This window comes from Lysobacter fragariae (genome assembly GCF_054779775.1).
The window spans coordinates 67028-88611 of sequence record NZ_BAAGXP010000012.1; the positions used below are offsets into that span (position 1 = coordinate 67028).

Annotated in this window: 22 protein-coding genes; 20 read left to right on the forward strand and 2 right to left on the reverse strand. The window is 66.1% G+C overall.

Annotated elements, in window-relative coordinates:
• The first annotated feature begins 16 nt into the window (after window positions 1-16).
• The 15 genes from ACYVD7_RS12325 to ACYVD7_RS12395 all read left to right on the forward strand — a co-directional run bounded on the left by ACYVD7_RS12325 (window position 17) and on the right by ACYVD7_RS12395 (window position 10655).
• On the forward strand, window positions 17-598 hold the full coding sequence (locus tag ACYVD7_RS12325) for a hypothetical protein (protein WP_460763611.1): 582 nt from the start codon (window positions 17-19) through the stop codon (window positions 596-598).
• A 258-nt stretch (window positions 599-856) separates the two neighbouring features.
• A complete protein-coding gene (locus ACYVD7_RS12330) occupies window positions 857-1405 on the forward strand; it encodes a DUF4410 domain-containing protein (protein ID WP_460763614.1) in 549 nt (182 codons plus the stop codon).
• Between the two features lie 153 nt (window positions 1406-1558).
• Complete coding sequence (locus tag ACYVD7_RS12335; protein WP_460763617.1) at window positions 1559-1771, forward strand: hypothetical protein; 213 nt, start codon at window positions 1559-1561, stop codon at window positions 1769-1771.
• Window positions 1768-1953, forward strand: a complete 186-nt coding sequence (locus ACYVD7_RS12340; RefSeq protein ID WP_460763620.1) for a hypothetical protein — start codon at window positions 1768-1770, stop codon at window positions 1951-1953. Before ACYVD7_RS12335 ends, ACYVD7_RS12340 begins: the two co-directional genes overlap by 4 nt.
• Window positions 1950-2177 (forward strand): hypothetical protein, encoded by a 228-nt coding sequence (locus ACYVD7_RS12345; protein WP_460763623.1) that lies wholly within the window; start codon window positions 1950-1952, stop codon window positions 2175-2177. Before ACYVD7_RS12340 ends, ACYVD7_RS12345 begins: the two co-directional genes overlap by 4 nt.
• Window positions 2178-2270: 93 nt before the next feature.
• Window positions 2271-2468, forward strand: coding sequence for a hypothetical protein (locus ACYVD7_RS12350; protein ID WP_460763626.1), 198 nt, complete (start codon window positions 2271-2273; stop codon window positions 2466-2468).
• Between the two features lie 191 nt (window positions 2469-2659).
• Window positions 2660-3274: a hypothetical protein gene (locus ACYVD7_RS12355; RefSeq protein WP_460763628.1), complete on the forward strand. Its 615-nt coding sequence runs from the start codon at window positions 2660-2662 to the stop codon at window positions 3272-3274.
• 96 nt (window positions 3275-3370) lie between these two features.
• A complete protein-coding gene (locus ACYVD7_RS12360; protein WP_460763631.1) occupies window positions 3371-3646 on the forward strand; it encodes a KTSC domain-containing protein in 276 nt (91 codons plus the stop codon).
• 92 nt (window positions 3647-3738) lie between these two features.
• Entirely contained in the window at window positions 3739-4485 is a 747-nt protein-coding gene (locus ACYVD7_RS12365; RefSeq protein ID WP_460763633.1) for a recombinase RecT, read from the forward strand.
• Window positions 4482-6182: a lambda-exonuclease family protein gene (locus ACYVD7_RS12370; RefSeq protein WP_460763636.1), complete on the forward strand. Its 1701-nt coding sequence runs from the start codon at window positions 4482-4484 to the stop codon at window positions 6180-6182. The genes ACYVD7_RS12365 and ACYVD7_RS12370 overlap by 4 nt, the downstream gene beginning before the upstream one ends.
• Window positions 6182-6445, forward strand: coding sequence for a hypothetical protein (locus ACYVD7_RS12375; RefSeq protein WP_460763638.1), 264 nt, complete (start codon window positions 6182-6184; stop codon window positions 6443-6445). The genes ACYVD7_RS12370 and ACYVD7_RS12375 overlap by 1 nt, the downstream gene beginning before the upstream one ends.
• A gap of 30 nt (window positions 6446-6475) precedes the next feature.
• Window positions 6476-6823 carry a hypothetical protein gene (locus ACYVD7_RS12380; RefSeq protein WP_460763640.1) on the forward strand — a complete coding sequence of 116 codons (348 nt, stop codon included), beginning with the start codon at window positions 6476-6478 and terminating at the stop codon, window positions 6821-6823.
• Between the two features lie 1500 nt (window positions 6824-8323).
• Entirely contained in the window at window positions 8324-9394 is a 1071-nt protein-coding gene (locus ACYVD7_RS12385) for a DNA methyltransferase (protein WP_460763643.1), read from the forward strand.
• Window positions 9391-9621 carry a DUF4224 domain-containing protein gene (locus tag ACYVD7_RS12390; protein WP_460763645.1) on the forward strand — a complete coding sequence of 77 codons (231 nt, stop codon included), beginning with the start codon at window positions 9391-9393 and terminating at the stop codon, window positions 9619-9621. The genes ACYVD7_RS12385 and ACYVD7_RS12390 overlap by 4 nt, the downstream gene beginning before the upstream one ends.
• The gene (locus ACYVD7_RS12395; RefSeq protein WP_460763648.1) at window positions 9621-10655 is read left to right on the forward strand and encodes a hypothetical protein; all 1035 of its coding nucleotides are present in this window, start codon (window positions 9621-9623) and stop codon (window positions 10653-10655) included. Before ACYVD7_RS12390 ends, ACYVD7_RS12395 begins: the two co-directional genes overlap by 1 nt.
• A gap of 407 nt (window positions 10656-11062) precedes the next feature.
• Here ACYVD7_RS12395 and ACYVD7_RS12400 read toward each other — a convergent pair whose 3' ends face one another.
• On the reverse strand, window positions 11063-13576 hold the full coding sequence (locus tag ACYVD7_RS12400) for a S8 family serine peptidase (protein ID WP_460763650.1): 2514 nt from the start codon (window positions 13574-13576) through the stop codon (window positions 11063-11065).
• A gap of 520 nt (window positions 13577-14096) precedes the next feature.
• On the opposite strand from ACYVD7_RS12400, the gene ACYVD7_RS12405 reads away from it, so the two are divergent.
• The 5 genes from ACYVD7_RS12405 (at window position 14097) to ACYVD7_RS12425 (ending at window position 20771) form a co-directional block, all read left to right on the forward strand.
• Window positions 14097-14963, forward strand: coding sequence for a DUF6689 family protein (locus ACYVD7_RS12405; protein ID WP_460763653.1), 867 nt, complete (start codon window positions 14097-14099; stop codon window positions 14961-14963).
• Window positions 14964-15084: 121 nt separating this feature from the next.
• Entirely contained in the window at window positions 15085-15984 is a 900-nt protein-coding gene (locus ACYVD7_RS12410) for an FHA domain-containing protein (protein ID WP_460763656.1), read from the forward strand.
• Window positions 15981-19262 carry a protein kinase domain-containing protein gene (locus ACYVD7_RS12415; RefSeq protein WP_460763658.1) on the forward strand — a complete coding sequence of 1094 codons (3282 nt, stop codon included), beginning with the start codon at window positions 15981-15983 and terminating at the stop codon, window positions 19260-19262. Before ACYVD7_RS12410 ends, ACYVD7_RS12415 begins: the two co-directional genes overlap by 4 nt.
• A 2-nt stretch (window positions 19263-19264) precedes the next feature.
• Window positions 19265-19978, forward strand: coding sequence for a sensor histidine kinase (locus ACYVD7_RS12420; RefSeq protein WP_460763661.1), 714 nt, complete (start codon window positions 19265-19267; stop codon window positions 19976-19978).
• 139 nt (window positions 19979-20117) lie between these two features.
• Window positions 20118-20771 carry a response regulator gene (locus ACYVD7_RS12425; protein ID WP_460763664.1) on the forward strand — a complete coding sequence of 218 codons (654 nt, stop codon included), beginning with the start codon at window positions 20118-20120 and terminating at the stop codon, window positions 20769-20771.
• A gap of 115 nt (window positions 20772-20886) precedes the next feature.
• Here the strand turns inward: ACYVD7_RS12425 and ACYVD7_RS12430 are convergent, their stop codons facing one another.
• Entirely contained in the window at window positions 20887-21363 is a 477-nt protein-coding gene (locus ACYVD7_RS12430) for a hypothetical protein (RefSeq protein WP_460763667.1), read from the reverse strand.
• Window positions 21364-21584 lie beyond the last annotated feature (221 nt).

Here is a 21584-nt window from a genome sequence, read left to right on the forward strand (position 1 = left end):
CGGCCAACAATCCAGCATGGCTGACACTCACACTTCCGCCCAACGCCTCTACGCCGCCCTTCAGGCGGTCGATCCGAGCGCCGAAGTCAACCAGACCTATGTCGCCAAGCGGCTGAATGAGAGCGCCCAGACCGTCAACAACTGGGATACCAGGGGCGTCTCTGTTCCCGGCGCGGTGAAGGCACAGCGCTTGTTCAGCATCTCGTGCACTTGGATTCTGGATGGGGCTGAGCCAATGCTCCTGAGCCAGTCGCATTCGGAGCGACTGCTTGCCAGCACCATGCAGGCCGCTATCAGACTGGCGCGTCAGGCAGTCGAACTCCGGGGCATGGATGACTTCGACCCCGAAGCAGACGAACTAGATGCCGCGATCCTCGCCCAGGCGATTATGACTGTGCTCGAGCAAAGGATCGTTTCTGTCACCGATAGCGAGGTCGTGCGATTTGCGCGGAGCTTGAACAAGTCGGAGACGGAAGGTGGAAAAGAAACAGGGGAAGGAGATCGATCGACTGGCAGAGTTGGTCGCTCTAAGGGCTCAGCGAAAGCTGGGGAGCAAAGCGCATCTCAGAGTGGTGGGTGGCGGAAATCTGCGGCATGAGTTGCCGAACGCGCCAACTAAGGGAATGGATCCCCAGTCGAGAGACATCATCTATAGCCGTGTCCGAGATCTGGCCAGAATGTATTTCCTCGCTTGGCTAGTAAGGCAGGAAACCGCGAGTGTTGGCGGGGTTTTGGAGTGTCTTGACGATTGCGAACTACTCAAGCTGCTGGGAAAGATGGAACGGGCACGCGAGTGCCGAGTAGATGGCATCGCCTTCGACGATGCAGGACTTGTTCGAGCACAAGGAGACCTAGCATGAGACCGTTGTTGCTGTTAGCTCTGTCATCCGCTTTGCTGCTTTCGGGCTGCATTGGCACATCGTCCAATGTGCGATCCGCCTACGCTCCAGCACAGGGCGATCGATTCACTTACACACTTGACAACTACGGCGGGATGACCCCGGAGGCGCGTGCCATATTCGAACCTCGTCTGCAGCAGAAACTAGGCTCTCTCCTAGTTGCAGGCGAAGACGCCTCAGCAAAACGAATCAATATTCGAGTCACCTACTACCGAATGCGGAATGGTGCCGCTCGCTTCATGGTTGGCATCATGGCGGGGCGTGATCGCATTCAAAGCGAAGTATCGATCGTTGCCCCGGACGGTAAGGTCCTCGGAACCATGTCGGTCGATTCATCAAACTCGACGGCAATGGGCACTTCGCGCGGATTGATCGAAGGCCATGCTGATGAAATTGCAGCCTTCGTGAAGGCTGGTGGGAAGTCAGCACAGGTGCCGGCAACTCCAACGGCCGCTCCGTCTAATGACCAAGCATGCAAAGCCTGCGCGAAGATCGGCAGCCAATGACCTAGGCTCGGTCCACCCGGCAAGAAAGGGCCCGCTTCGGCGGGCTTTTTTTGTGCCGCGCGCTTTTTTACACACGGTGTTGACATTTGGCATAAACATGGTGTGTACTTAACTCGTCGCCCCACTCCGGGGCAGTCCGAAGGGACCGACGGGATGAGCGCCCAGCCTGCCACCACCATCACCGAAGACCTGCTCGCACAGGCGCGTTCCGCCTGGATCGAGAAGGGCGCAGCAGAGGCGACTCTTTCCCGCCTTGCCCGCTACCGGGGACACACCCCGGGCATGAAGTACGACGCGGCCAGGGCCAGTGATCGCCTATCGCAGGCGAACGAGACGCTGCGCCGCATCCTCGGTGCCCAGGCATGAGCGCCCATCCGTTGTTCCAGCGCCTGTTCTCGGACATGGGCCGCATGGGCCTGCTGCCCGACACCGATCAGCGCGTGCCCGCTTCGGATCCGACCCCAACTCCGGCGGTCGATCGCGCTCGACTTCGCGACGCATCACCGACCTCTCCCCTTCTTTCGACTCACGAAGGAGCCGAGCTGTGAGCAATGTCCTCCCGTTCAAGCGCCCAGTGTCCGCACAGCGCGCCGATGGCGTTTTCGCCGCGATCAATGTCGCCGCGCGACGCATGGGCTATTCCGACTCGCTGGCGTACCGCGCCGCGCGCCAGGCGAAGCAGCAGTACCAGCGCGGCAAGGAAAGCGCGGCGAAGGTCGTCAGCGACTTCCGTGCCGAGCTGCGCCTGAGCGCTGAGCCTGAGGTCGCCTGACATGCGCGCCTTCATCTCCCTCCTGGTGATCGTCACCGGCCTGCGCCTGGTGTTCGCCGTGTTCGAGGCTGCGGAGAAATCCGCAGGAATCGAATGAGCGCGCGCGCCTACGCCGCCGAGTTCGCCGACTACGACGGCTCCGCTCACAAGCTCCTGTCGGACAACCGCGTTGCATACGTTGCGATGTCGATCCTGACCGGCCTTGAGATGCGCGATGGCTCCACCGCGCCGATCCTTCCTCACGACCAGGCAGAAGACGTATATCGCTGGGCGTATGGAGACGTGCAATGAGCATGGATCCGCGCCCCGGCATCTCGCAAGCAATGGTCTCCCGAATTGCTCGGGATGAATCCTGGCGCCCAGATGCCGCCCCTTTCCCCAGCCCGTCCGTCGATCTCTCTCCCCTCCCTTCCCAGGCGGACGGGCTCTCTTCCACCCACGACGCCGCCTGATCGCGGCCACTTTCCGAAGGAAACCCCACCATGCCGTTCGAGTTCCAAGGCAAGGCCGAGATCAAGCATCTCAACATCCGCAAAGGCGCGAGCGACGACTCGCAGGTCAGCATCGACATCAAGCTCGCGTTCGAAGGCTTGGCTCTGAACACTGCAGCCACCGCTCTCGGTTGCGAGAACCCCGACGAGTTGAAGCGCGCACTGTTCCGCAGCGTTGCTGAGGATGCCGAAGAGACCGCTCGCTTCTTCGGCCTGTCCTCGCTGTCATCGAACGCGAAGTGGGAAGAGAAGCACGCCGTCACGATCGGCGGCTTCCGTCGCCTGCGCTGCCACAGCGTGCGCGGCGTCGATCTCATCCCGCGCCGCGCTGGCCTGTTCGACGGCTCGATGCAGATCACGATCCAACAACCACCGGCGGGTTTCGTCGAGAACCTGGCCGAGCACCTCAACGGAACCGTGAAGGTGCACCTGGAGCATGACGCTGAGCTGCCGCTCGAAGGCGGCGACTCCAAGCCGAAGGCGCCGAAGCAGACGTCGATGAAGCTCTCGCGCCACGACACGAAGCTGGGCCGCAAAGACGCGGGAAAGGAACTGCGCGGCAACAGCTCGCGCCCGCGCTCCGAGAAGAAGCCGAAGGCCGCGTAACTGAACGTCCTCGCCCTCCCCCTGGCGAGGTAAGCCGCTGCCGCGAGAGCAGCCCCGGAGGCAACCGGGACTATTCCCACCACAGGAATTACCACCATGCTGACCATCGCGCTGCAGGACGTCGAGTCCTCTCAGATCGCCGCCATCGGCCACGACCCCGAAACGCAGACGCTCGCCATCCGCTTCAAGAACTGGAAGGGCCAGGCGACGAGCCTCTACCACTACCAGAACGTCTCGGTCGCCGAGTTCGAGGCGCTGCGCGAAGCGCAGTCGATCGGCCGCCACTTTGGCCAGCACATCAAGCCGTTCGCTGACCGCTTCCCCTACCAAAAGATCGTCGAGGACTCCGACGGTCTGCCTGCCGCCGCCTGACCGGCGCGATCTCTTCACCTTCTCGGCTCAAGGACACTATGAACGCCATTGCTCCACTGCCGGTGCAGACCCCGGCATCTTCTGGATCGCGCATGAACGCGCTGGTCCCGACTTCCATCCATGATGCGCTGCAGCTGGCCGACATCATGGCCAAAGCGAGCCTGATTCCGGAGCACCTGCGCAACAAGCCTGGCGATTGCCTGCTCATTGTCATGCAGGCCCAGCGCTGGGGCATGGACGCCGTCAGCGTCGCGCAGTGCACGTCCGTGGTGCGCGGCAAGCTTTGCTATGAGGGCAAACTGGTCGCCGCGGCGCTGTACGCCATGGGTGCGATCGACGGACGCCTGCGCTACGACTTCTCCGGCAACGGGGAGAGCCGCAAGGTCACGGTGACGGGCCGACCGAGGGGGACCACCGTCGACCAGTCGGTCGATGGCACCGTTGCGGACTGGAAAACCGACAACGGGAACTGGAAAAAGTCGCCGGACGACATGCTGGTCTACCGCGGCACGCGCCAGTGGGCGCGTCGGTACGCGCCGGAGGCCCTGCTGGGGGTCTACACCCCGGACGAACTGGAAGAGGCACCTCAGACAGTGGATGCGCGCGTCGTGGCAACGATCCCAGCGGGCAGCGCCGAGTTGCCGCCGTACTCCGACGCCGACTTCAACAAGAACCTGGCGACGTGGGGTTCGGTGATTGAGTCCGGCCGCAAGACTGCTGCCGAGATCATCGCCATGGTCAGTGCCAAAGGCGTGCTGTCGGAAGAGCAGAAGGCCCGGATCTTCGACTACGCGCCGCCCACCACCTCCTCCGACGGCAACGCGGAGGACCAGGTATGAAGATCGTGCAGCTCATCCAGGGCACGCCGGAATGGCACGCCCACCGCGCCCAGCACCTCAACGCCAGCGATGCGCCGGCGATGCTCGGCTGCAGCCCCTACAAGTCCCGATCCCAGCTGCTGCGCGAGATCGCCACCGGCGTCCCTGCTGACATCGACTCGGAGACGCAGCGGCGTATGGACGCGGGCCATCGCGCTGAGGCGCTGGCCCGCCCGATCGCCGAGCAGATCGTCGGCGAGGATCTGTTCCCGTGCGTTGGTGTTGCAGATCACGGCCCGTACTCCGCCAGCTTTGACGGCCTAACCCTCATGGAGGACACGGCCTTCGAGCACAAGTCGCTGAACGACGACCTGCGTGACGTGTTCGCCGACATAGACACGATGCACCCCAAGTATCGCGAAACCGAATCGGCCGGCCGCCTGCTGCCGAAGCACTACCGCGTGCAGATGGAACAGCAGCTGATGGTGTCCGGTGCCGAGCGCGTGCTGTTCATGGCATCGAAGTGGAATAACGACGGGAGCCTGGTCGAGGAGCGGCACTGCAGGTACTACTCGGACCCGGCACTGCGTGCTGAGATCATCGCCGGCTGGGAGCAGTTCGCAGCCGACGTTGCCGCCTACCAGCCGGAGCCAGCCGCAGCACCGTCGGCGGTGGGGCGCGCGCCCGAGACCCTGCCGGCGTTGCGCGTCGAGGTCACGGGCATGGTCACCGCGTCCAACCTCGCCGAGTTCAAGTCCCAGGCGATGACGGTGCTCGGCACCATCAACCGCGATCTGCAGACGGATGAAGACTTCGCCAACGCCGAACAGACCGTGAAGTGGTGCAAGGGAGTCGAGGAGCGCTTGGCCGCCACCAAGGATCAGGTGCTGAGCCAGACCGCCGACATCGAGCGGGTGTTCCGCACGATGGATGAAGTCGCCGCCGAGACCAGGAGGATTCGCCTTGAACTGGACAAACTCGTAACGCGGGAAAAGGAAGCCCGGCGCGCGGAGATCGTGAACGCCGGTGTCACCGCAGTGAGGCAGCACTACTCCATCATCAACGCGACGCTCGGTGAGCATGCTCTCGGCGTGCCTGCATCCCTTGCCTCAGACATGGGTGCCGCCATCAAAGGCAAGAAGTCGCTTAGCAGCATGCGCGATGCGATCGCCAGCGCCGCCGCTGCCGCGAAGATCGCGGCCAGCCAGCATGCCGAGCTGGTGCGCGCGAACATCGCGATCATCACGGCACAGCCCGATGATCTGCAGATGCTGTTTGCCGACCGTGTGCTGCTCTGCGGCACGAAGGCTCCGGACGATCTTCGGAACCTCGTTGCGGCGCGCATCGCCGAACACCAGCAGCGGGAGGCGGAGCGCCTGGCACGCCAGCGCCAGCAACAGGAATCGAAGGCCGTCGAAGCGAGCGCAGCCGCAGAGGCCGCCACGTCGGCTCCGGCCGCGCCGGCGCCGATTACCGTAGTGCAGACCGGCGCTGCACCCATGCCGGCCGGGGCCCGCCTCAAACTCGGCGACATCAACGCATGGATCGCACCGCTCAGCATCACGGCCGACGGTCTGGCATCGCTCGGGTTCAAGCCGGTGGGCACGGAGCGCGCAGCGAAGTTGTACGCCGCCAATGACTTTCCACGCATCTGCCATGCGCTTGAGCAGGTGGTCGCCCAAGCGCCCGCGCGCGCATCGAGCAAGGAGGCCGCCTGATGCCAACGCCAGCCATCACCTTGCCCGGTGGCTGGGGCTTCCCCACCGGGTACCAACTGGTTGCTGGCTCTGCGATTGAGCAGCTGCCGGAACTACCTCTGCTGAAAGTGCTACGCGGCCAACAGCGCAATGACGCGATTGTCGAGGAGTTGGTCAAGATCCCGGCATTTCGAGAAATCCGACAGCGCGACCTGATGAAGAAGTACGGGCTGCCGTCATCAACGGCGAACGTGGTTCTCCAGCGTGCGCTTAGGCATGCGTGAACTCCATACCGATCGAACTGAGGAAATGACATGACGCACCATCCCGACCCGCATTCCGAACTACGCGCCGCAGCAGCAGCTGGCGCGATGATCCTGGGCAACGAAGGCCGCTACGGCCGGTCGGACACTTTCCACGTCTGCCCGGAGCCGCAGTTCACCTGCGAGCCGCATGAGTATCTGGCTGCGTTCCCCGCATCATTCGTGATGCCGCTGATCGCCGAGCGCGATCGCCTCCACGCGCTAGTTAACAATCCTCTCACCGAGAACTTTCTCGAAGCGGTCCGAGCCGAGGTCGCGCACCAGGCGCATCGGACCTGCAATGCAGTTCCGCGACTGGGTGCCAGACGGATCTTCGAAGCGCTGAGGGCCGCCGCATGAGGGACAACAGCGACTACCTCGACTTCCTCCGCGCGAAGGTCGCCGTCGCCAGCGAGGCCGGCCTACAGGTCGAAGACCACGAGGTGAACCCGATCCTGAAGCCGCACCAGCGCGCGATCGTGCGGTGGGCGATCGCGGGCGGGCGCCGCGCCATCTTCGCCGCCTTCGGCCTCGGCAAGAGCGTCATCCAGCTGGAGATCGTTCGCATCGTCATGGCCAAGACAGGGGGCCTCGGACTGATCACGATCCCGTTGGGTGTCCGTCCGGAGTTCATGCGCGACGCCGCGATGCTCGGCATCCCGGTGCGCTTCATCCGGACCACTGCCGAGGCCGAAGATCCGGCGATCCTCTACCTCACGAACTACGAGAGCGTGCGCGAGGGCAAGATCGATCCGCTGCACTTCACCGTGTCCAGCCTGGACGAGGCGGCGGTGCTGCGCGGCTTCGGCGGCACGAAGACCTTCCGCGAGTTCATGCGCCTGTTCGCCGGCGACGATCGCACCACCGGCATCAAGTCCGAGGGCGTGAAGTATCGCTTCGTGGCCACTGCGGTCCCAAGCCCGAATGACTACATCGAGCTGCTGGCATATTCGGCCTATCTCGACGTGATGGAAGTCGGTCAGGCGAAGACACGGTTCTTCAAGCGGAACAGCGAGAAGGCTGACCAGCTCACGATCCACGCGCACAAGGAAGAGGAATTCTGGCTCTGGGTCGCGACGTGGGCGCTGTTCGTCCAGAAGCCGTCCGACATCGATCCGGCCTTCAGCGACGAAGGCTACGAGTTGCCGGCGCTCGACGTGCGCTGGCACGAAATCCCGGGCGACCACCGCAATGCTGGCGCCGAGAAGGATGGGCAAGGCCGCCTCTTCCAGAACGCCGCGATCGGCGTGCAGGATGCAGCGCGCGTGAAGCGGGAAAGCCTACCGGCGCGGGTCGCGAAGCTGATCGAACTGCGGGCCGAGGATCCGGGCGCGCATCGCATCATCTGGCACGACCTGGAGGATGAGCGCCGCGCGATCGAGGCCGCTGTGCCGGACGTGGTCACTGTCTACGGATCGCAGGAGCTCGAAGCGCGCGAGGCCAGCGTCATCGCCTTCTCGAACGGGAAAATTCGGGAGCTCGCCGGTAAGCCGGTGATGCTCGGCTCCGGCTGCAACTTCCAGCGGTACTGCTGGTGGGCGATATACCTCGGCATCGGCTTCAAGTTCAGCGACTGGATTCAGAGCGTGCACCGCCTGCACCGATTCCTGCAGACGCGAACAGTACGCATCGACCTGATCTACACGGAGGCCGAGCGCGATGTGCGGCGCAGCCTTCGAACGCAAATGGCGACAGCACGAGGAGATGGTGGCAAAGATGACTCAGATCATCCGGGACTACGGGCTGGCGCACGCCGCGGCTGCGAGCATGCTGGCGCGATCGCTCGGCGTGGAACGCGTCGAGGCTTCGGGCGACGGCTACACCGTGGTGAACAACGACTGCGTGATCGAGACGCGGGCGATGGCCGACAACAGCGTCGACCTAATCGTCACGAGCATCCCGTTCGCGAACCAGTACGAATACACCCCGAGCTACAACGACTTCGGGCACACCGACGACAACGTGCACTTCTGGAAGCAGATGGACTTCCTGACGCCGGAGCTGCTGCGCGTGCTGCAGGCGGGCCGCGTTGCTGCGATCCACGTCAAGGACCGGATCACGCCGGGCGGCATCAACGGCCTCGGCTTCCAGACGGTGACCGCGGTCAGCGATGAATGCCGCGCGCACTTCGAGCGGCACGGCTTCGCCTTCATCGCGAGGAAGACGATCGTCACCGACGTGGTGCGCGAGAACAACCAGACCTATCGGCTCGGCTGGTCCGAGCAGTGCAAGGACGGCTCGCGCATGGGCGCCGGCCTGCCGGAGTACCTGCTGATCTTCCGCAAGCCGACGAGTGACCCGACCAACGGCTACGCCGATGTGCCGGTCGTTAAGGACAAGGCGAGCTTTACCCGCCCTCGCTGGCAGTTCGACGCGCACGGCTTCATGCGCAGCAGCGGTGACCGGCCGCTCCGCCCGGAAGAGATCGAGGGCCTCGACCAGGCCGCAATCTTCAAGCTGTTCCGGAAGCACTCGCTCGAAAACGTCTACGACTTCCGCCATGACGTTCGGATCGCCGAGCACGTCGATCGCTCGGGCTGGCTGCCGTCGACCTTCATGCTGTTGCAGCCGGCGTCCTGGCACCCGGACGTATGGACCGACGTTGCCCGCATGCGCACGCTCAATTCGACGCAGGCGGCGAAGGGCCGCGAAATGCACCTGTGCCCGCTGCAGTTCGACATCGTAGACCGATGCATCGAGCAGTACACGATGGAAGGCGAGGAGGTATTCGACCCCTTCGGCGGCATCGGCACCGTGCCGTCGCGTGCGCTGCGCCTGAAACGCCGCGGCCGCGCCGTCGAGCTCAACCCCACCTACTTCCTTGATATGGCCGCCTATTGCGCCGCAGAGGCGCAGGGGAAGCCGATGCCGGGCCTGTTCGACCTGATCGAGGCCGAGGTCACGGCTCCTGACCTGGAGAAGGCTGCATGACCACGTTCACCCTCACGCAGGCCGAGGTCGAGGAACTAACGGGCACCCCGCGGGCGAAGCTCCAACTTGCCTGGCTGGCGCAGATCGGCATTCCGGCGGTCATGGGCAGGGACGGCAAGGTGAAGGTGCTGCGCGCCGCCGCGGAAGCGAAGATGATGCCCAAGGGCCGGGGCGCCACCTCGGCCAAGACCGAGCCGAACCTTGAACGGTTGAAGAAGGCCAGCTGATGCCCCGCCCCCGCAGCAACCACACAGGGCTGCCGTCCTACTGCTACCGCGACAAGAAGAGCGGCAGCCTCTACATGATGCATCCCAACGGAACGCGGCCGGGTGGGAGCCTGAAGCTGCGCCGGCAGACCTACGAGGATCTGGTCACGCTGCTGGCCGCCTGGCGCACGACGTGGGGCGAGGCTGCACGCGAGGGCATGCAGACGATGGGCGACCTGCTGGACGCCTATCTGGCGGATCTGGTGTCACGGGAGAAGGTCGACGAGATCGCAGCGAGCACCGTTGCGGACTACACACGGTGCATCTTGTCGCTGCGGCCGGTCTGGGAGCGCGTGCGCATCGTCGATGTCGACGTGCCGGCGCTGTACCGCTGGCAGCGCGCGAGAGGGGAAGACGCGAGGGTGCGCGCGAACCGCGAGCGCACCGTGCTGTTTGAAGCCTTCAAGATCGCGATGAAGGAAGGGATCGTGAAGGAAAATCCGGTCCAGCACCTGGAGCCGTTCCGGGAGAAGCCTCGCGATCGATACGTCACGGACGCGGAATTCATGGCGGTCTTCAACGTATCGCCGCAGATCGTGCAGGCCGCCATGCTGATCGCTGCCGTGACTGGTCTGCGGCAGGGCGACATCCTGCGCCTACGCCGTGCCGACTTCGGCGAGAACGGCCTCACCGTGCGTACACGAAAGACTGGCCAGCCGCTCGAGTTCGCCTGGACCGAAGGGCTGCGCCGCGCAGTGCTCGCCGCCGTGGGGGCGCGCGACTTCATCCCGATGGTCCTGCTATCGACACAGGACGGGAAGGCCTACACCAGCGACGGATTCCGCACCCTCTGGCAGCGCGCGATCGTAGAGGCCTTGGATGCCTCAAGGCCGGCGCCGAACGCCGAGCCGCGCCTGCAGCGCTACACCTTCAACGACCTTCGGGCGAAGGCCGGAAGCGAGTCCCGGGACTGGCGCCTGCTCGGCCACATGGACCAGCGGACGTTCGAACGGGTCTACAATCGCCTGCCCCGTAAGGTCACCCCGACACGCTAAAAACCCCTCGGGACGCCTATACGAATCAGGCAGTTACGAGGCTTCCGAAGGCTGGAATTTTTAGCGGTCGATCCGGCGCAAACCCAGCAACGACGGGGCTTGCAGCTATTTCAGGTCTCAAGATTGAAAATCCCCGTGTCGGGGGTTCGATTCCCTCCCCGGCCACCATTGATTCCAATGGAAAATCAGCGATTTGCATGCAAGGGGCCGTGAGGCCCTTTTTTTGTGCCTGGAATTTGTCCGCTGCATGCCGGGTAACGCACCATCGCCGGCCGGGCGCCCCTCGTCCCATTGGAGAGCCCGAGTGGAGCGGCGAGATTTCGCCTGACGAGACTCTTCTGCCGCACAAAAAAGTGGCCCGGCTTTCGCCGGGCCACCCATGCACAAGGAACGAGTCGGGATGGAACTCAGTCCTCGGCAGCCTTGTACGCCGCCATGAAGCGACCAGCGGCAACCGCGTAGCCGGCGCGGGTAACCCGCACGTTCGGGTCGAAGTACGCGTGCAGGGTCGGCTGCAGGTCGTACGGGCCCTGGACAAGGGCGAAGCGAGCGTTGATCAGGCCCTGGTCCAATGCCTGCTGTGCGTAGCCACGCAGCACCGACGGGATGGAGGCGGTGTCGTCGATCGGAATGCGCTTGCCGTCGACGAACACGGTCACGTTGCCGCTGATCGGACCGGCCTGCGCCTGGAGACCCATCGCCTGCACCAGCGAGTACGCCATGCTGACGCGGGTAACGTTGCCAGCGCCCATGAACTGGCCGCCGCTGGTCACGCCCATGACACCGTTCTGCGCATTGCTAAGGTCACGCAACGGCGCACCCTTGGCGACCACGGCCTCTGCAAACGCGTAGCCCGCGCTGTTGACCGAAAGGTCGGTGAAGCTGGATTGACCATTCAGCGGCAGGTACTGGCGGACGCTGCCTCCCATGACCAGGTACTTGGCCATTTCGCTACGCAGCAGGTAGGCGTCGGGGCTGAAGACGCCCGGCGACTTGCCGTCCATCAGGCGATTGGCAACGGCATATTCGATCGCCTGGCGCTGCGGGTGGCCGGCGACGTCGTTCATGCCGGTGTAACCACCGCTACGCTGGAAGTTCACCTTGCCGGTGACCGTGCCCGGTGCGCCGTAACCGTTGGTGACCTTGGCCGGATCCAGCGCAACGCCCGACACCGAGCCGATGCCGCGCACGCCGATCTTCCAGGTGCCCTTCTTGCCGGGCGCGCCGGTGCTGACGCCGGTGCCGATCGGGGTGGAGATGGCCGAGCCGTACCTCACGCCATCGGGATCGGTGAGCACGAGGGCGAGCGTGTTGTCGCCGATGTCCGCGCTCGCGCCGACCCAGGCGATGTTGTCGCCGACGTAGAAGCTGTCTTCGTCGAGCGCGCCGACCGGTGCGAAGTCCACCGAGAAATCGACGTCCGGCACGTCCTGCACCAGGACCGCGTTTGCATTGAAGGTGTGGAGCGCATTGACGGTCGCGCCGAAGTCGCTGCGCATGCCGGCGGCTTCACCCAGTGCAGCATAGGCATTGATGTGGCCCACGCCGGCTTCCCACGGCAGGCGACCGGTCATGTTGGTCGCGGTGCGCTTGAGCAGGTCCTTGATCTTTGCCGGGGTGAGCTGCGGGTTGGCTTCCAGCAGCAGCGCGATGATGCCGGCGACATGCGGCGTCGCCATCGAGGTGCCGCTCATGTGCGTGTAGAACGGCACGTACGCGGGATTGAGCGTCTCGGCGTCGTGCTGGGCTTCCAGCGGCGGCAGTGCGCCCAGCGGGTCACGGGTGGAAATGATGTCGACGCCCGGCGCAACGATGGTCGGCTCGTTGACGTAGGTCCACGACTTGCCATCGGGCATGGTGAAGGTGCCGGTCTCGCCGCGCTTGCCGCGCGAGGAGAACGAGGTCAGCACGCCGTCCTTTTCGCTGGCGCCAACGGAGATGACCCACGGGGCCTGCGCATACGGATTGTGGGTGTTCTCGCCCGGGCCGTCGTTGCCGGCGGCGAACACGCTGACGATGCCGCGCTTGTACAGCTCGTACGTGGCGATGTTGACCGGGTTGTCGTACTCGAACGGACCCGAGCTGCCCCACGAGTTGCTGGTGACGCGGATGGTGTTGCGGAAGGAGAACTGGTTGACCGCGGCGTAGTCCAGGCCGCCGACGGCGTCGAGGACGAGGATGACGCCGCCCGAGCCGTAGCCCACCAGGTCGGCACCCGGCGCTGCGCCACGGTACAGGCCGTTGGAGCGCGCACCCGTGCCGCCGATGATGCCGGCGCAATGGGTGCCATGGCCGGAACCCAGGTCGGTGTTGGGGACGCCTTCAAGCCAGGTGACCGGCACGATGCCGGGAGACACTTCGGTGGCCAGTTCGGCCAGGATGTTCTGCGCGCCGAGCACGTTCTGCACCACGTGTTCGCCGAGCTTGAGGTCGGCGTGGGTCGCGTCGATGCCGGAGTCGTTCACCAGCACCGTCACGCCCTTGCCGCTGAACGGCAGCGCGCGGTTGAAGTCGGCCGGGTTGGCCTGGGCGCGGGCGACGCTGGAGATTTCGCGCGCTTCCTGGTTGTAGGTGTGCAGCGGCGCGTTCCAGTAGATCGACGCGACATCGCTGCGCTTGGCGAGCGCACGGATCTCGGCGGGAGTGGCCAGCGCGCCGGCGATCGGCAGCGCACGCATCGTCACGCCCTTGGTGATGCCCAGCGCCTTCAGCGCGGTGACCTGGCCGGGCGTCACCGGTGCGGACTGGTTGTAGCTGATGACGACCTGCAGTTCGTCGGTGGTCTTTGCAACGGCCATCTTCGACAGCAGCTGCGAATCAAGGTGGGCATCGGCGAGGGCCACGCCGCTGGCGAGCAAGCCGGCGGCAAGCGCGCTCAGCTTGATGGTGTGGCGGCGGGCGTTGGAAGCATGAAGCGACATGGCGGATGGTCTCCAAGGGACGCCCCGGAATCGGGGAGTTGCCGCAGTGTTGATGGCGGCGGGACGGCGTCCCATCCGGATTTGCCCCCATACGCATTGGGGGAAATCATTCAGGAGCTCGAAGGCGGGGTTATCGGCGGGCGCTGTTGGTTGGAAGGCCCTTCCTGCGGTTGTCATCCCGACTGAAGCGAAGATCTATCGCAAACGGGCCAGTGGAGGCGTGCACTGACTTCATCAGCGCGGCCGACGGCGGGCCGAGGTCGCCGGACCAAGGCCTCGCGCCACCTAAAAATCAAACCCGCATCACATTTCCACGAACGCGACATAAATATCTGGCTCCCCGGCTGAACGTTCTGCCCATCTGGGGGTATTTCCCTACAGACGCGGGGCCGGGAGCCACGTAGCCTCCAATTCGCGCGGGTCACCAGCTTCACGACTGCGCGACGGCACGCTGCCCCCATTCCGCAGCGTGCGACCTGGAAATGACGCCGGGTCAGGGGATCGTCCGCGGAGTTTCGCCATGAAATTCGTTTCGACCCGTTTTGCTTCGTTTTCCCGTGCGCTTGTTTCGCGCGCACTCGTCACCAGCGTGCTGCTCACGGCTAGCGGCTTGGCCGCTGCACAGGCGTTGCCCGTCAGCGTGAGTGCGTCCGGCAACCATGCCGACATCGTCGTCGGCACTGTCGCGCAACCCGTCGCAGAAGTCTCCCTGGACTTCCAGGACGCCACCGGCCTGAGCGCGACCAGCCTTGGCGTGAGCGCGCAGACGATCAGCCTCTCCGATCCCGCCCTGCTCGCCCGCCTGCCCGACGCCAGCCTGACCGCGATCCCGTCCGCGCTGCCGGTGATGATCACCATCGAACCCCCGGCAACCGGTGGCCTGAGTTTCCGCAACACCGGCCGCCTGGAAATCCACACCCACGCGATTCCGTACAGCGTCGGCAGCTCGTTCCGCGTGTTGAAGGCGCCGCTCGGCGGCCAGTTCCGCGACGTCACCGACGAGATCGCGCAGGGCAGCGTGCGTGCGCGCACCACCTACGGCGGCTTCTCGCAGTTCCTCATCGTCGCCGACCTGCGCACCAGCGCCACGGTCATCGCCGAGAAGGTCGACTGGCTGCGCCACAAGGTGGATACGTTGCCGCAGAACGAACAGGGCGCCTTCGACGCCAGGCTCGACCAGGTCGAGACCGCCGTCGCCGCCGGCGACTACGGCACCGCCATCAACGCAATCGACGCCTTCCGTACCCGTGCGCAGAACCGCTCCGGCCAGTTCCTGCTCAACGAATGGCGTGCGACCCGCGACGTGGACAACCAGGCCGGCGAACTGGTCGCGGGTGCCAACACGCTGCGCTTCAGCGTCGCCTACGTGCGCGACTTCGGGCAGTAACCGCGGCAGCAGGCCCACTGTAGCCAAGCCACTTCCCACTGATCGGGCCGGTCCAACCGGCCCGGTTTTTCTTCCGTCCCGGCGCGTGGGGGTTTTCCCTCACGCGCGCTAAGATGCGGCCATGCTTGCCCGCCTGATCGCGTATCCACCCGATGCCGCAGCCGTGGCCCGATGGCTCGATCCCGCCACGCCACTGCGGATCGGACGCGATCCCGACTGCGGGCTCGTGATCGAGCATCCCTCCGTATCGCGCCACCACGCCGAGCTGCATTTCGACGGTGAGGCGTGGCGCCTGCGCGACCTGGGCAGCAAGAACGGGAGCTTCGTCGACGGCATCGCCGTGAACGACCACCGCCTGCCGCGCAACTGCTGGCTTCGGCTTGGCGACAGCTATTGCGACTTCGGGTTGTTCGTCGAAAGCCAGGCCGCCGCGATGCGCGAACGCCAGTCCGAACGGCGCGCGATGTCGCAGGCCATGGCGATGCGGATGTCGCGCGGACCCAGCGGCACCGAGTCATTGCCGGCGCACGTGCTGCGCGGCGTGATCGAGCTGTCCGGCTGCACGCGCGGTTTCATGCTGCTGGCCGACCCGGGCGTCGGCGATTTCACCGTGTGCGCCAGCCTGCAACTGGATCCAAGTGTGCTGGACACGCGCGCGTTCTCCGGCAGTGTGGGTGCGGTGCAACGGGTGCTCACCGCCGGCAAGGCGCTGGTGGTCAACGACATCGGCAACGAAGGCTGGCTGTCCGGACGCGAATCGGTGGTCGCCAGCGGCCTTACCACGCTGGTGTGCCTGCCGCTTCTGGATCGGGGCAAGGTGTTCGGTGCGGTCTACGCCGACCGTCGCGGGCCGGGTGAGCCGATCACCGACTTCGACCTGGAACTGCTGGCGGCCTTCGCCGAAAGCGCAACCCTCTACCTGCTCACGCGCCGCGCGATGCAATCGTTGTCGGCACCGCGCTGGAAGACCATCCTCGAGCACCAGCACGCACTCACGTCGTCGGTGGGAGCCGCACCTTGACCGCCCCCACCGCCACCGGCCTGTACGCACAGCAGCAGCACGCGCCCGGCACGGTATTGGCCGGGCGCTTCCGTATCGAGGCCATGCTGGGCATCGGCGGCATGGGCGTGGTGTATCGCGCCGCCGACACTGCGTTGGGCGTACCCGTCGCACTGAAATTGCTGCGACCGGAACTGGCCACGCGCGCCGACGCCTTCGAGCGATTCCGCCAGGAACTGCTGATGGCGCGGCAGGTGTCCAGCCCGCGCGTGGTGCGCATCCACGACATCGCCCAGCACGAAGGCCAGTGGCTGATATCGATGGACTACATCGATGGCGAAGGCCTGGACAAGCGCCTGGACCGCGACGGCGCGATGGCGCCCGACGATGCCGCGCGCATCGCCCGCCAGCTCGCCGAAGGTCTGTCCGCGGCGCACGCGCGCGACGTGATCCACCGCGACCTCAAGCCGGCCAACGTCCTGATCGACCGCGAGGGCAATGCGTACATCAGCGACTTCGGCGTCGCGCGATCGCTCGCCGGCAACGGCCTCACCCAATCGGGCGCGGTGGTCGGCACGCCGGACTACCTGTCGCCCGAACAGGCCCGCGGCGACACGGTCGATGCCCGCAGCGATCTCTACGCCCTGGGGCTGATCCTGTACGAGATGCTCACTGGCGCCATGCCCTTCCAGGGCGGGACGATCAGCGAAATCCTCGCCCAGCGCATGTTGAGGTCACCGCCGCCGGTGACGCAGGCGAAGCCGCAGACACCGGCATGGCTGGCGCGCCTGACCGATCGCCTGCTGCGCGTTCAACCGGCCCATCGCCTGCCCAGCGCCGATGCGGTGGTACGCGCCATCGACACGCGTGAAGTGCCGCGCGATTTCCGCCCGACCCGCACGCATGTCGTCATGGTCGCGCTGTTGCTGGTAGTACTGGGCGGAGGCGGATTTGCACTGTGGCGATGGCAGCACCCGTCGACACCTGAGGGCGTTGCCGCCGTGGCACCACTGCATCGCCTGCTGGTGCTGCCGGTGGAGATGCCGTCCGGACCGGCGAGCGACGTGCGCGCGACCGCATTGGCGTCGCTGCTGCGCTACGCGATGGCGGCTGCGTCTGACGTCGCGCTCGTAGATGGCGAACGCACCCAGCAGGCATTGCGCCAGATCGACCCGACCGGCACAGCGACCATCGATCCCAAGGCGCTGCAACGCGTCGTCGGCGCCGACCGCCTGCTGCGGGTGTCGTTGCAACCCAGCGGCGCAACGTGGATCGCAACGGCACGACTGGTCGACGACACCAACACGGCCAGCGCGGAAGGTCGCGGCGCCGACGCCGCGGCAGCCTTGTCGCAACTTGTCGCCGAGCCCGGATTCGCCCGTCTCATCGGCACGAAATCGGGCGCGCTGCGTTTCACGCCGGCGACGCCGGAAGTGCTGGACGACTACGGCACCGCGCTCCTCGCCCATCGCAACGGCGCGCCCGCGCGTGCGCTGCCATTGCTGCAGAAAGTCGCCGCGCAGGCGCCCGGCTTCGTCCCGGGATGGGCGGCCCTTGCCGACACGGCACAGTCCATCGGCGAGATGGATATCGCCTACGACGCACTGGAACATGGCGAGGCCGCCGCCAAGGACGCCCCGCTGCCTGTGCAACGCCGACTCAAGGCCGACCGCGCCCTGCTCGACGGCGATGCGCCTGCCGCCGCCGCGACCTGGCGCGCCGAACTGGAAGCCACGCCGGACAGCACGTACGCCGAACTCAACCTCGCCCGCGCACTGGGCGCCGGCGGCGACTTCAGCGGCGCGACCACGACCCTGCAGAAACTCGTCGCACGCGATCCCAACGATCCGCGCGCGTGGTTCGAACTGGGCAAGTTCTCGATCCTCGCCGGCCAGGCGCAGCGCGCCGTGGACGATTACCTGGTGCGCGCACTGGTGCTCTACAAGCGCAGCGGCAATCGCTATGGCGAGGCCGAAACCGCCAACGCCCTGGGCATCGGCTACGCGCGGCTGGGCCAGAGCGACGATGCGGAAGAGCAATACCGCAAGGCAGTCGAACTGCGCGGCGCCGTAGGCAACCGCCGCGGGTTGGCGACCAGTCTGCGCAACCTCGGCAACATCCTCAGCCAGCGCGGCAAGTTCGACGAGGCGCAAGCCGTCCTCAAGCGCGCCGGCGACCTGCATGCCGCGCTTGGCGATCGCGCCGGCAGCGCAGCGGTGGACAACGAGCTGGGCGTGCTGGCGGAAGAACGTGGCGACTACCCCGTCGCGCTGGCGCACTTCCGCAGCGCGTTGCAGGCATGGCAACAGATCGGCGAGAAGCCCGGCACCGCGCAGGCACTCAACGACATCGGCTACGCGCAGTTCCAGCTGGGTGCCTACGACGATGCCCAGGCCTACCTGGTGCAGGCGGCCAGTGCGTTCGATGTGCTGGGCGACGAGACCGGGCGCATCCGCACGCAGCAGAACCTCGGTCTGCTGGCGATCGCGCGCGGGCAGTGGAACGATGCGCGCCGGCAACTTTCCGCATCGCTGCGCGCCGCCGAGCAGCAGCAGATGCTCGAGGAAGCCGCGGTGAGCCATCGCAACCTGGCCGAGCTGGAGCTGCAGCAGGGCCACATCGACGCGGCGATCGACCAGGCCGGCAAGGCCGAGGCGCTGTTCGTCCAGCGCGAAGATCCCCGCGGCCAGGCCGACGCCGGCCTGCTGCGCGTGCAGGCGCTGCTCGCCGTGCATGCCGATGACGCCGCAACCCGTGCCCTGTCGGAACTCACCCCGGCAGTGGAGCAGGCGTCAGCCGAACAGCGTGGCATCGCCGCGGTGTTGCGCTCGCAACTCGCCGCGCGCGCCGGCGATGCCTCCGGCCATGCGACGGCAATCGCGCAGGCGACGCAGTTCGCCAAGGCGTCGGGCGTGAAGCAGCTGCAATTGTGGGTCGCCATGCAGTCGACGCAGGTGTCCGGGATCGATCTCGATGGCGAGACGGCGCGGCTCGGGCATGTACCGCTGCGGCTGCAGTGGCTGGCCCTGGCGATGCGGCAATCGGCCGCCCGCCATGACGCTGCAGCGCTTGAGCGCAACTACCGCCAGGCCCAGCCGCTGTTGCGGCGCGGCGACTACATCGACGCATTCCGCCTGCACGCATTGGCTTCCGGCGGCTGCACGCCGGCCGCGACGTCCTTGAACTGCAGCGCCAGCCGCGATGCACTGGAAAAACTGCGGACGCGGATTCCGGCGGCGCTGCTTGCGGGCTTCGACAGCGCGCGGACACGCGGTCCAGATGGCTTACAGGGGCAGTAGCCATGGACGACGACGTCGACGCGCTGCGTCGCCAATACCAGGAACTGCTCGATCGCATCCAGCGCAACGAACGCGAGTTCCGCCGCCTGGGTCGTTCGGTGTGGCGCGTGCAGGAAGACGAGCGCCGGCGCCTGGCGCGCGACCTGCACGACGGCGTCGGCCAGAACCTGACTGCCCTCAAGCATCGGCTGGCGAGCATCGCCAACACCTTGCCCGCCGGCGACAGCGCCACGCGCGACGCACTGGAATCGGCGATCGCACTGTGCGGCAACACGCTGGAAGACACCCGGCAGTTGTCGCGACTGCTGCGCCCGCCGATCCTCGACGACCTCGGGCTTGAAGCGGCACTGCGCTGGCTGGCGCGCAGCCAGGGCGAAGCCAGCGGCCTCGACATCAGCGTCGAGATCGAGGCCCTGCCCACCCTGGACAGCGACCTGCAGACGCTGTTGTTCCGCGTCGCGCAGGAAGCGCTCAACAACGCCGCCAAGCACGCCGCCGCGCGCAGCGTGCTGTTGCGCCTGGTCGCGCGCGGCGGCCTGTTGCAGCTGCAGGTCGTCGACGACGGCCGCGGCTGCGACCCGCAGGTCGCACTGACCAGCGGCGGCAGCGGACTGGGCGGCATGCGCGAACGCCTGCGGCTGTACGACGGCAGCATGGAACTGCGTTCGACCCCGGGAGAAGGCACGCGGCTGCGCGCGGTGGTGCCGCTGGCGTGAGCCGCCACGACCGTCCCGATGTCATCGGCCGCGGCGCAGCCGGCCGCCCCTGGTGAGTCCGGGTACGAGCGCAAGCACGGGGCCTGCCCAAGGCCACGAAGACTTGACTCCCCTACCCCGCCACGCGCAGCTTTAGGGCATGGGGAGCCTCAATGCCGTCCGTGTCCTGATCGCCGACGACCACACGCTGGTCCGCGAATCACTCGTCAACCTGTTGCAGGGCGCCGGCGACGTGCAGGTCGTCGCCCAGGCCTCCGACGGACTGGAGGCCGTCGAGAAAGCGCTGGCGACGCGGCCGGACATCGTCATCACCGACATCTCGATGCCGCACCTCAACGGCATGGAAGTAGTGCGCCGCCTGCGCGAGGCCCTGCCCGAAGTACGCGTGCTGGTACTCACCATGCACAGCGAGGACGAGTACGTGCTGCAACTGGTGCGAGCCGGCGCGTCGGGCTACCTGGTCAAGGACAGCGCCGCGTCCGAACTCATCGCCGCCGTGCAGAGCCTGCGCGATGGTCGCGGTTACTTCGGCCCGCAGGCGTCGCGCATCCTGGCCGAGCAGCTGCAGAACCCCGAGCGCCAGGTCGACGATCCCTACGGCCGCCTCACCGCGCGCGAACGCGAGGTCTTCCACCTCATTGCCGAAGGCAAGACGACGAAGGAAATCGCCCGCCTGCTCGAAATCAGCGCCAAGACCGCGGAGAACCACCGCGCGCGGGTGCTCGACAAGGTCGGCGTGCGCAATACCGCGGAGCTTGTGCGCTATGCGCTGCGCAAGGGGCTGCTGGATTGATCCGCGCAAGGCGGGTTAAAACCCGCCCTATGCGTAGGGCGGGTCTTGACCCGCCGTCCTGGCAACGAAACGAGAGAAGCCCCGCCGAAGCGGGGCTTCCGGTATCGCTACTGCATCAGGCCGTAGCCGGTTGCCGAGCCGCGCGCTGCCCATTGCCCTCGAAGCGTTCGCCCAGCATCTGCCGCAGCGTGTCCACGCCCTCGCCCTTTCCGGCGGACTTGAGGAAGTGGTACGCCTGCAGCGCGGCGGTCATCGCATCGCTGCCCAACGCGACATCGGTATCGCTGGCCTTTTCCATCAGGACGGCCAGGCGGATCAGGCGCGAGTTGAGCGCGTCGTGGGATTCCAGGTCGCGGCGCATCTCGTCCAGGTCGAAATTGCGCGGCATCAGGTCCTGGTTCTGCGTGGCCACGTCCAGCGCCTTGCGCACGAACGCTTCCGAGCCGTCGCCCATGCGCACCACACGGCGACGTTGCTGCGGCACCAGCGCCACCAGCAGCGGATCGAGCGTGGTGGCGAGCTGGTCGATGGCCTGGTCGACCGCGGCCCATTGCTCGGCGGTCAGGTGTACGGATGCGATGTTCTGACTCATGTCTTCCTTGTCTCCATATCGTTTAGGGAACTTCCATAACCGGCCTTCATGGCCGGCGACCGCAGCTTACCCAGCGCGTGTGCGCGGTGGTTGCCGTAGGCGGACGCCGGTTCAGTCGGCGGTGAAGGTGGAGAGTCCCGCGGGAGCGACGCGCCACCGGCTCGCAGTCGACAAAAAGTCGCGTGCGAGGGGCGGACCGGTCGCTCAGTCGCGACTTTTTG

Coding starts and splice junctions, on each gene's coding strand:
- ACYVD7_RS12325 (WP_460763611.1), top strand. CDS start 17: ATGGCTGACACTCACACTTCCGCCCAACGCCTCTACGCCGCCCTTCAG.
- ACYVD7_RS12330 (WP_460763614.1), top strand. CDS start 857: ATGAGACCGTTGTTGCTGTTAGCTCTGTCATCCGCTTTGCTGCTTTCG.
- ACYVD7_RS12335 (WP_460763617.1), top strand. CDS start 1,559: ATGAGCGCCCAGCCTGCCACCACCATCACCGAAGACCTGCTCGCACAG.
- ACYVD7_RS12340 (WP_460763620.1), top strand. CDS start 1,768: ATGAGCGCCCATCCGTTGTTCCAGCGCCTGTTCTCGGACATGGGCCGC.
- ACYVD7_RS12350 (WP_460763626.1), top strand. CDS start 2,271: ATGAGCGCGCGCGCCTACGCCGCCGAGTTCGCCGACTACGACGGCTCC.
- ACYVD7_RS12355 (WP_460763628.1), top strand. CDS start 2,660: ATGCCGTTCGAGTTCCAAGGCAAGGCCGAGATCAAGCATCTCAACATC.
- ACYVD7_RS12360 (WP_460763631.1), top strand. CDS start 3,371: ATGCTGACCATCGCGCTGCAGGACGTCGAGTCCTCTCAGATCGCCGCC.
- ACYVD7_RS12365 (WP_460763633.1), top strand. CDS start 3,739: ATGAACGCGCTGGTCCCGACTTCCATCCATGATGCGCTGCAGCTGGCC.
- ACYVD7_RS12370 (WP_460763636.1), top strand. CDS start 4,482: ATGAAGATCGTGCAGCTCATCCAGGGCACGCCGGAATGGCACGCCCAC.
- ACYVD7_RS12375 (WP_460763638.1), top strand. CDS start 6,182: ATGCCAACGCCAGCCATCACCTTGCCCGGTGGCTGGGGCTTCCCCACC.
- ACYVD7_RS12380 (WP_460763640.1), top strand. CDS start 6,476: ATGACGCACCATCCCGACCCGCATTCCGAACTACGCGCCGCAGCAGCA.
- ACYVD7_RS12385 (WP_460763643.1), top strand. CDS start 8,324: ATGGCCGACAACAGCGTCGACCTAATCGTCACGAGCATCCCGTTCGCG.
- ACYVD7_RS12390 (WP_460763645.1), top strand. CDS start 9,391: ATGACCACGTTCACCCTCACGCAGGCCGAGGTCGAGGAACTAACGGGC.
- ACYVD7_RS12395 (WP_460763648.1), top strand. CDS start 9,621: ATGCCCCGCCCCCGCAGCAACCACACAGGGCTGCCGTCCTACTGCTAC.
- ACYVD7_RS12400 (WP_460763650.1), bottom strand. CDS start 13,576: ATGTCGCTTCATGCTTCCAACGCCCGCCGCCACACCATCAAGCTGAGC.
- ACYVD7_RS12405 (WP_460763653.1), top strand. CDS start 14,097: ATGAAATTCGTTTCGACCCGTTTTGCTTCGTTTTCCCGTGCGCTTGTT.
- ACYVD7_RS12410 (WP_460763656.1), top strand. CDS start 15,085: ATGCTTGCCCGCCTGATCGCGTATCCACCCGATGCCGCAGCCGTGGCC.
- ACYVD7_RS12420 (WP_460763661.1), top strand. CDS start 19,265: ATGGACGACGACGTCGACGCGCTGCGTCGCCAATACCAGGAACTGCTC.
- ACYVD7_RS12425 (WP_460763664.1), top strand. CDS start 20,118: ATGGGGAGCCTCAATGCCGTCCGTGTCCTGATCGCCGACGACCACACG.
- ACYVD7_RS12430 (WP_460763667.1), bottom strand. CDS start 21,363: ATGAGTCAGAACATCGCATCCGTACACCTGACCGCCGAGCAATGGGCC.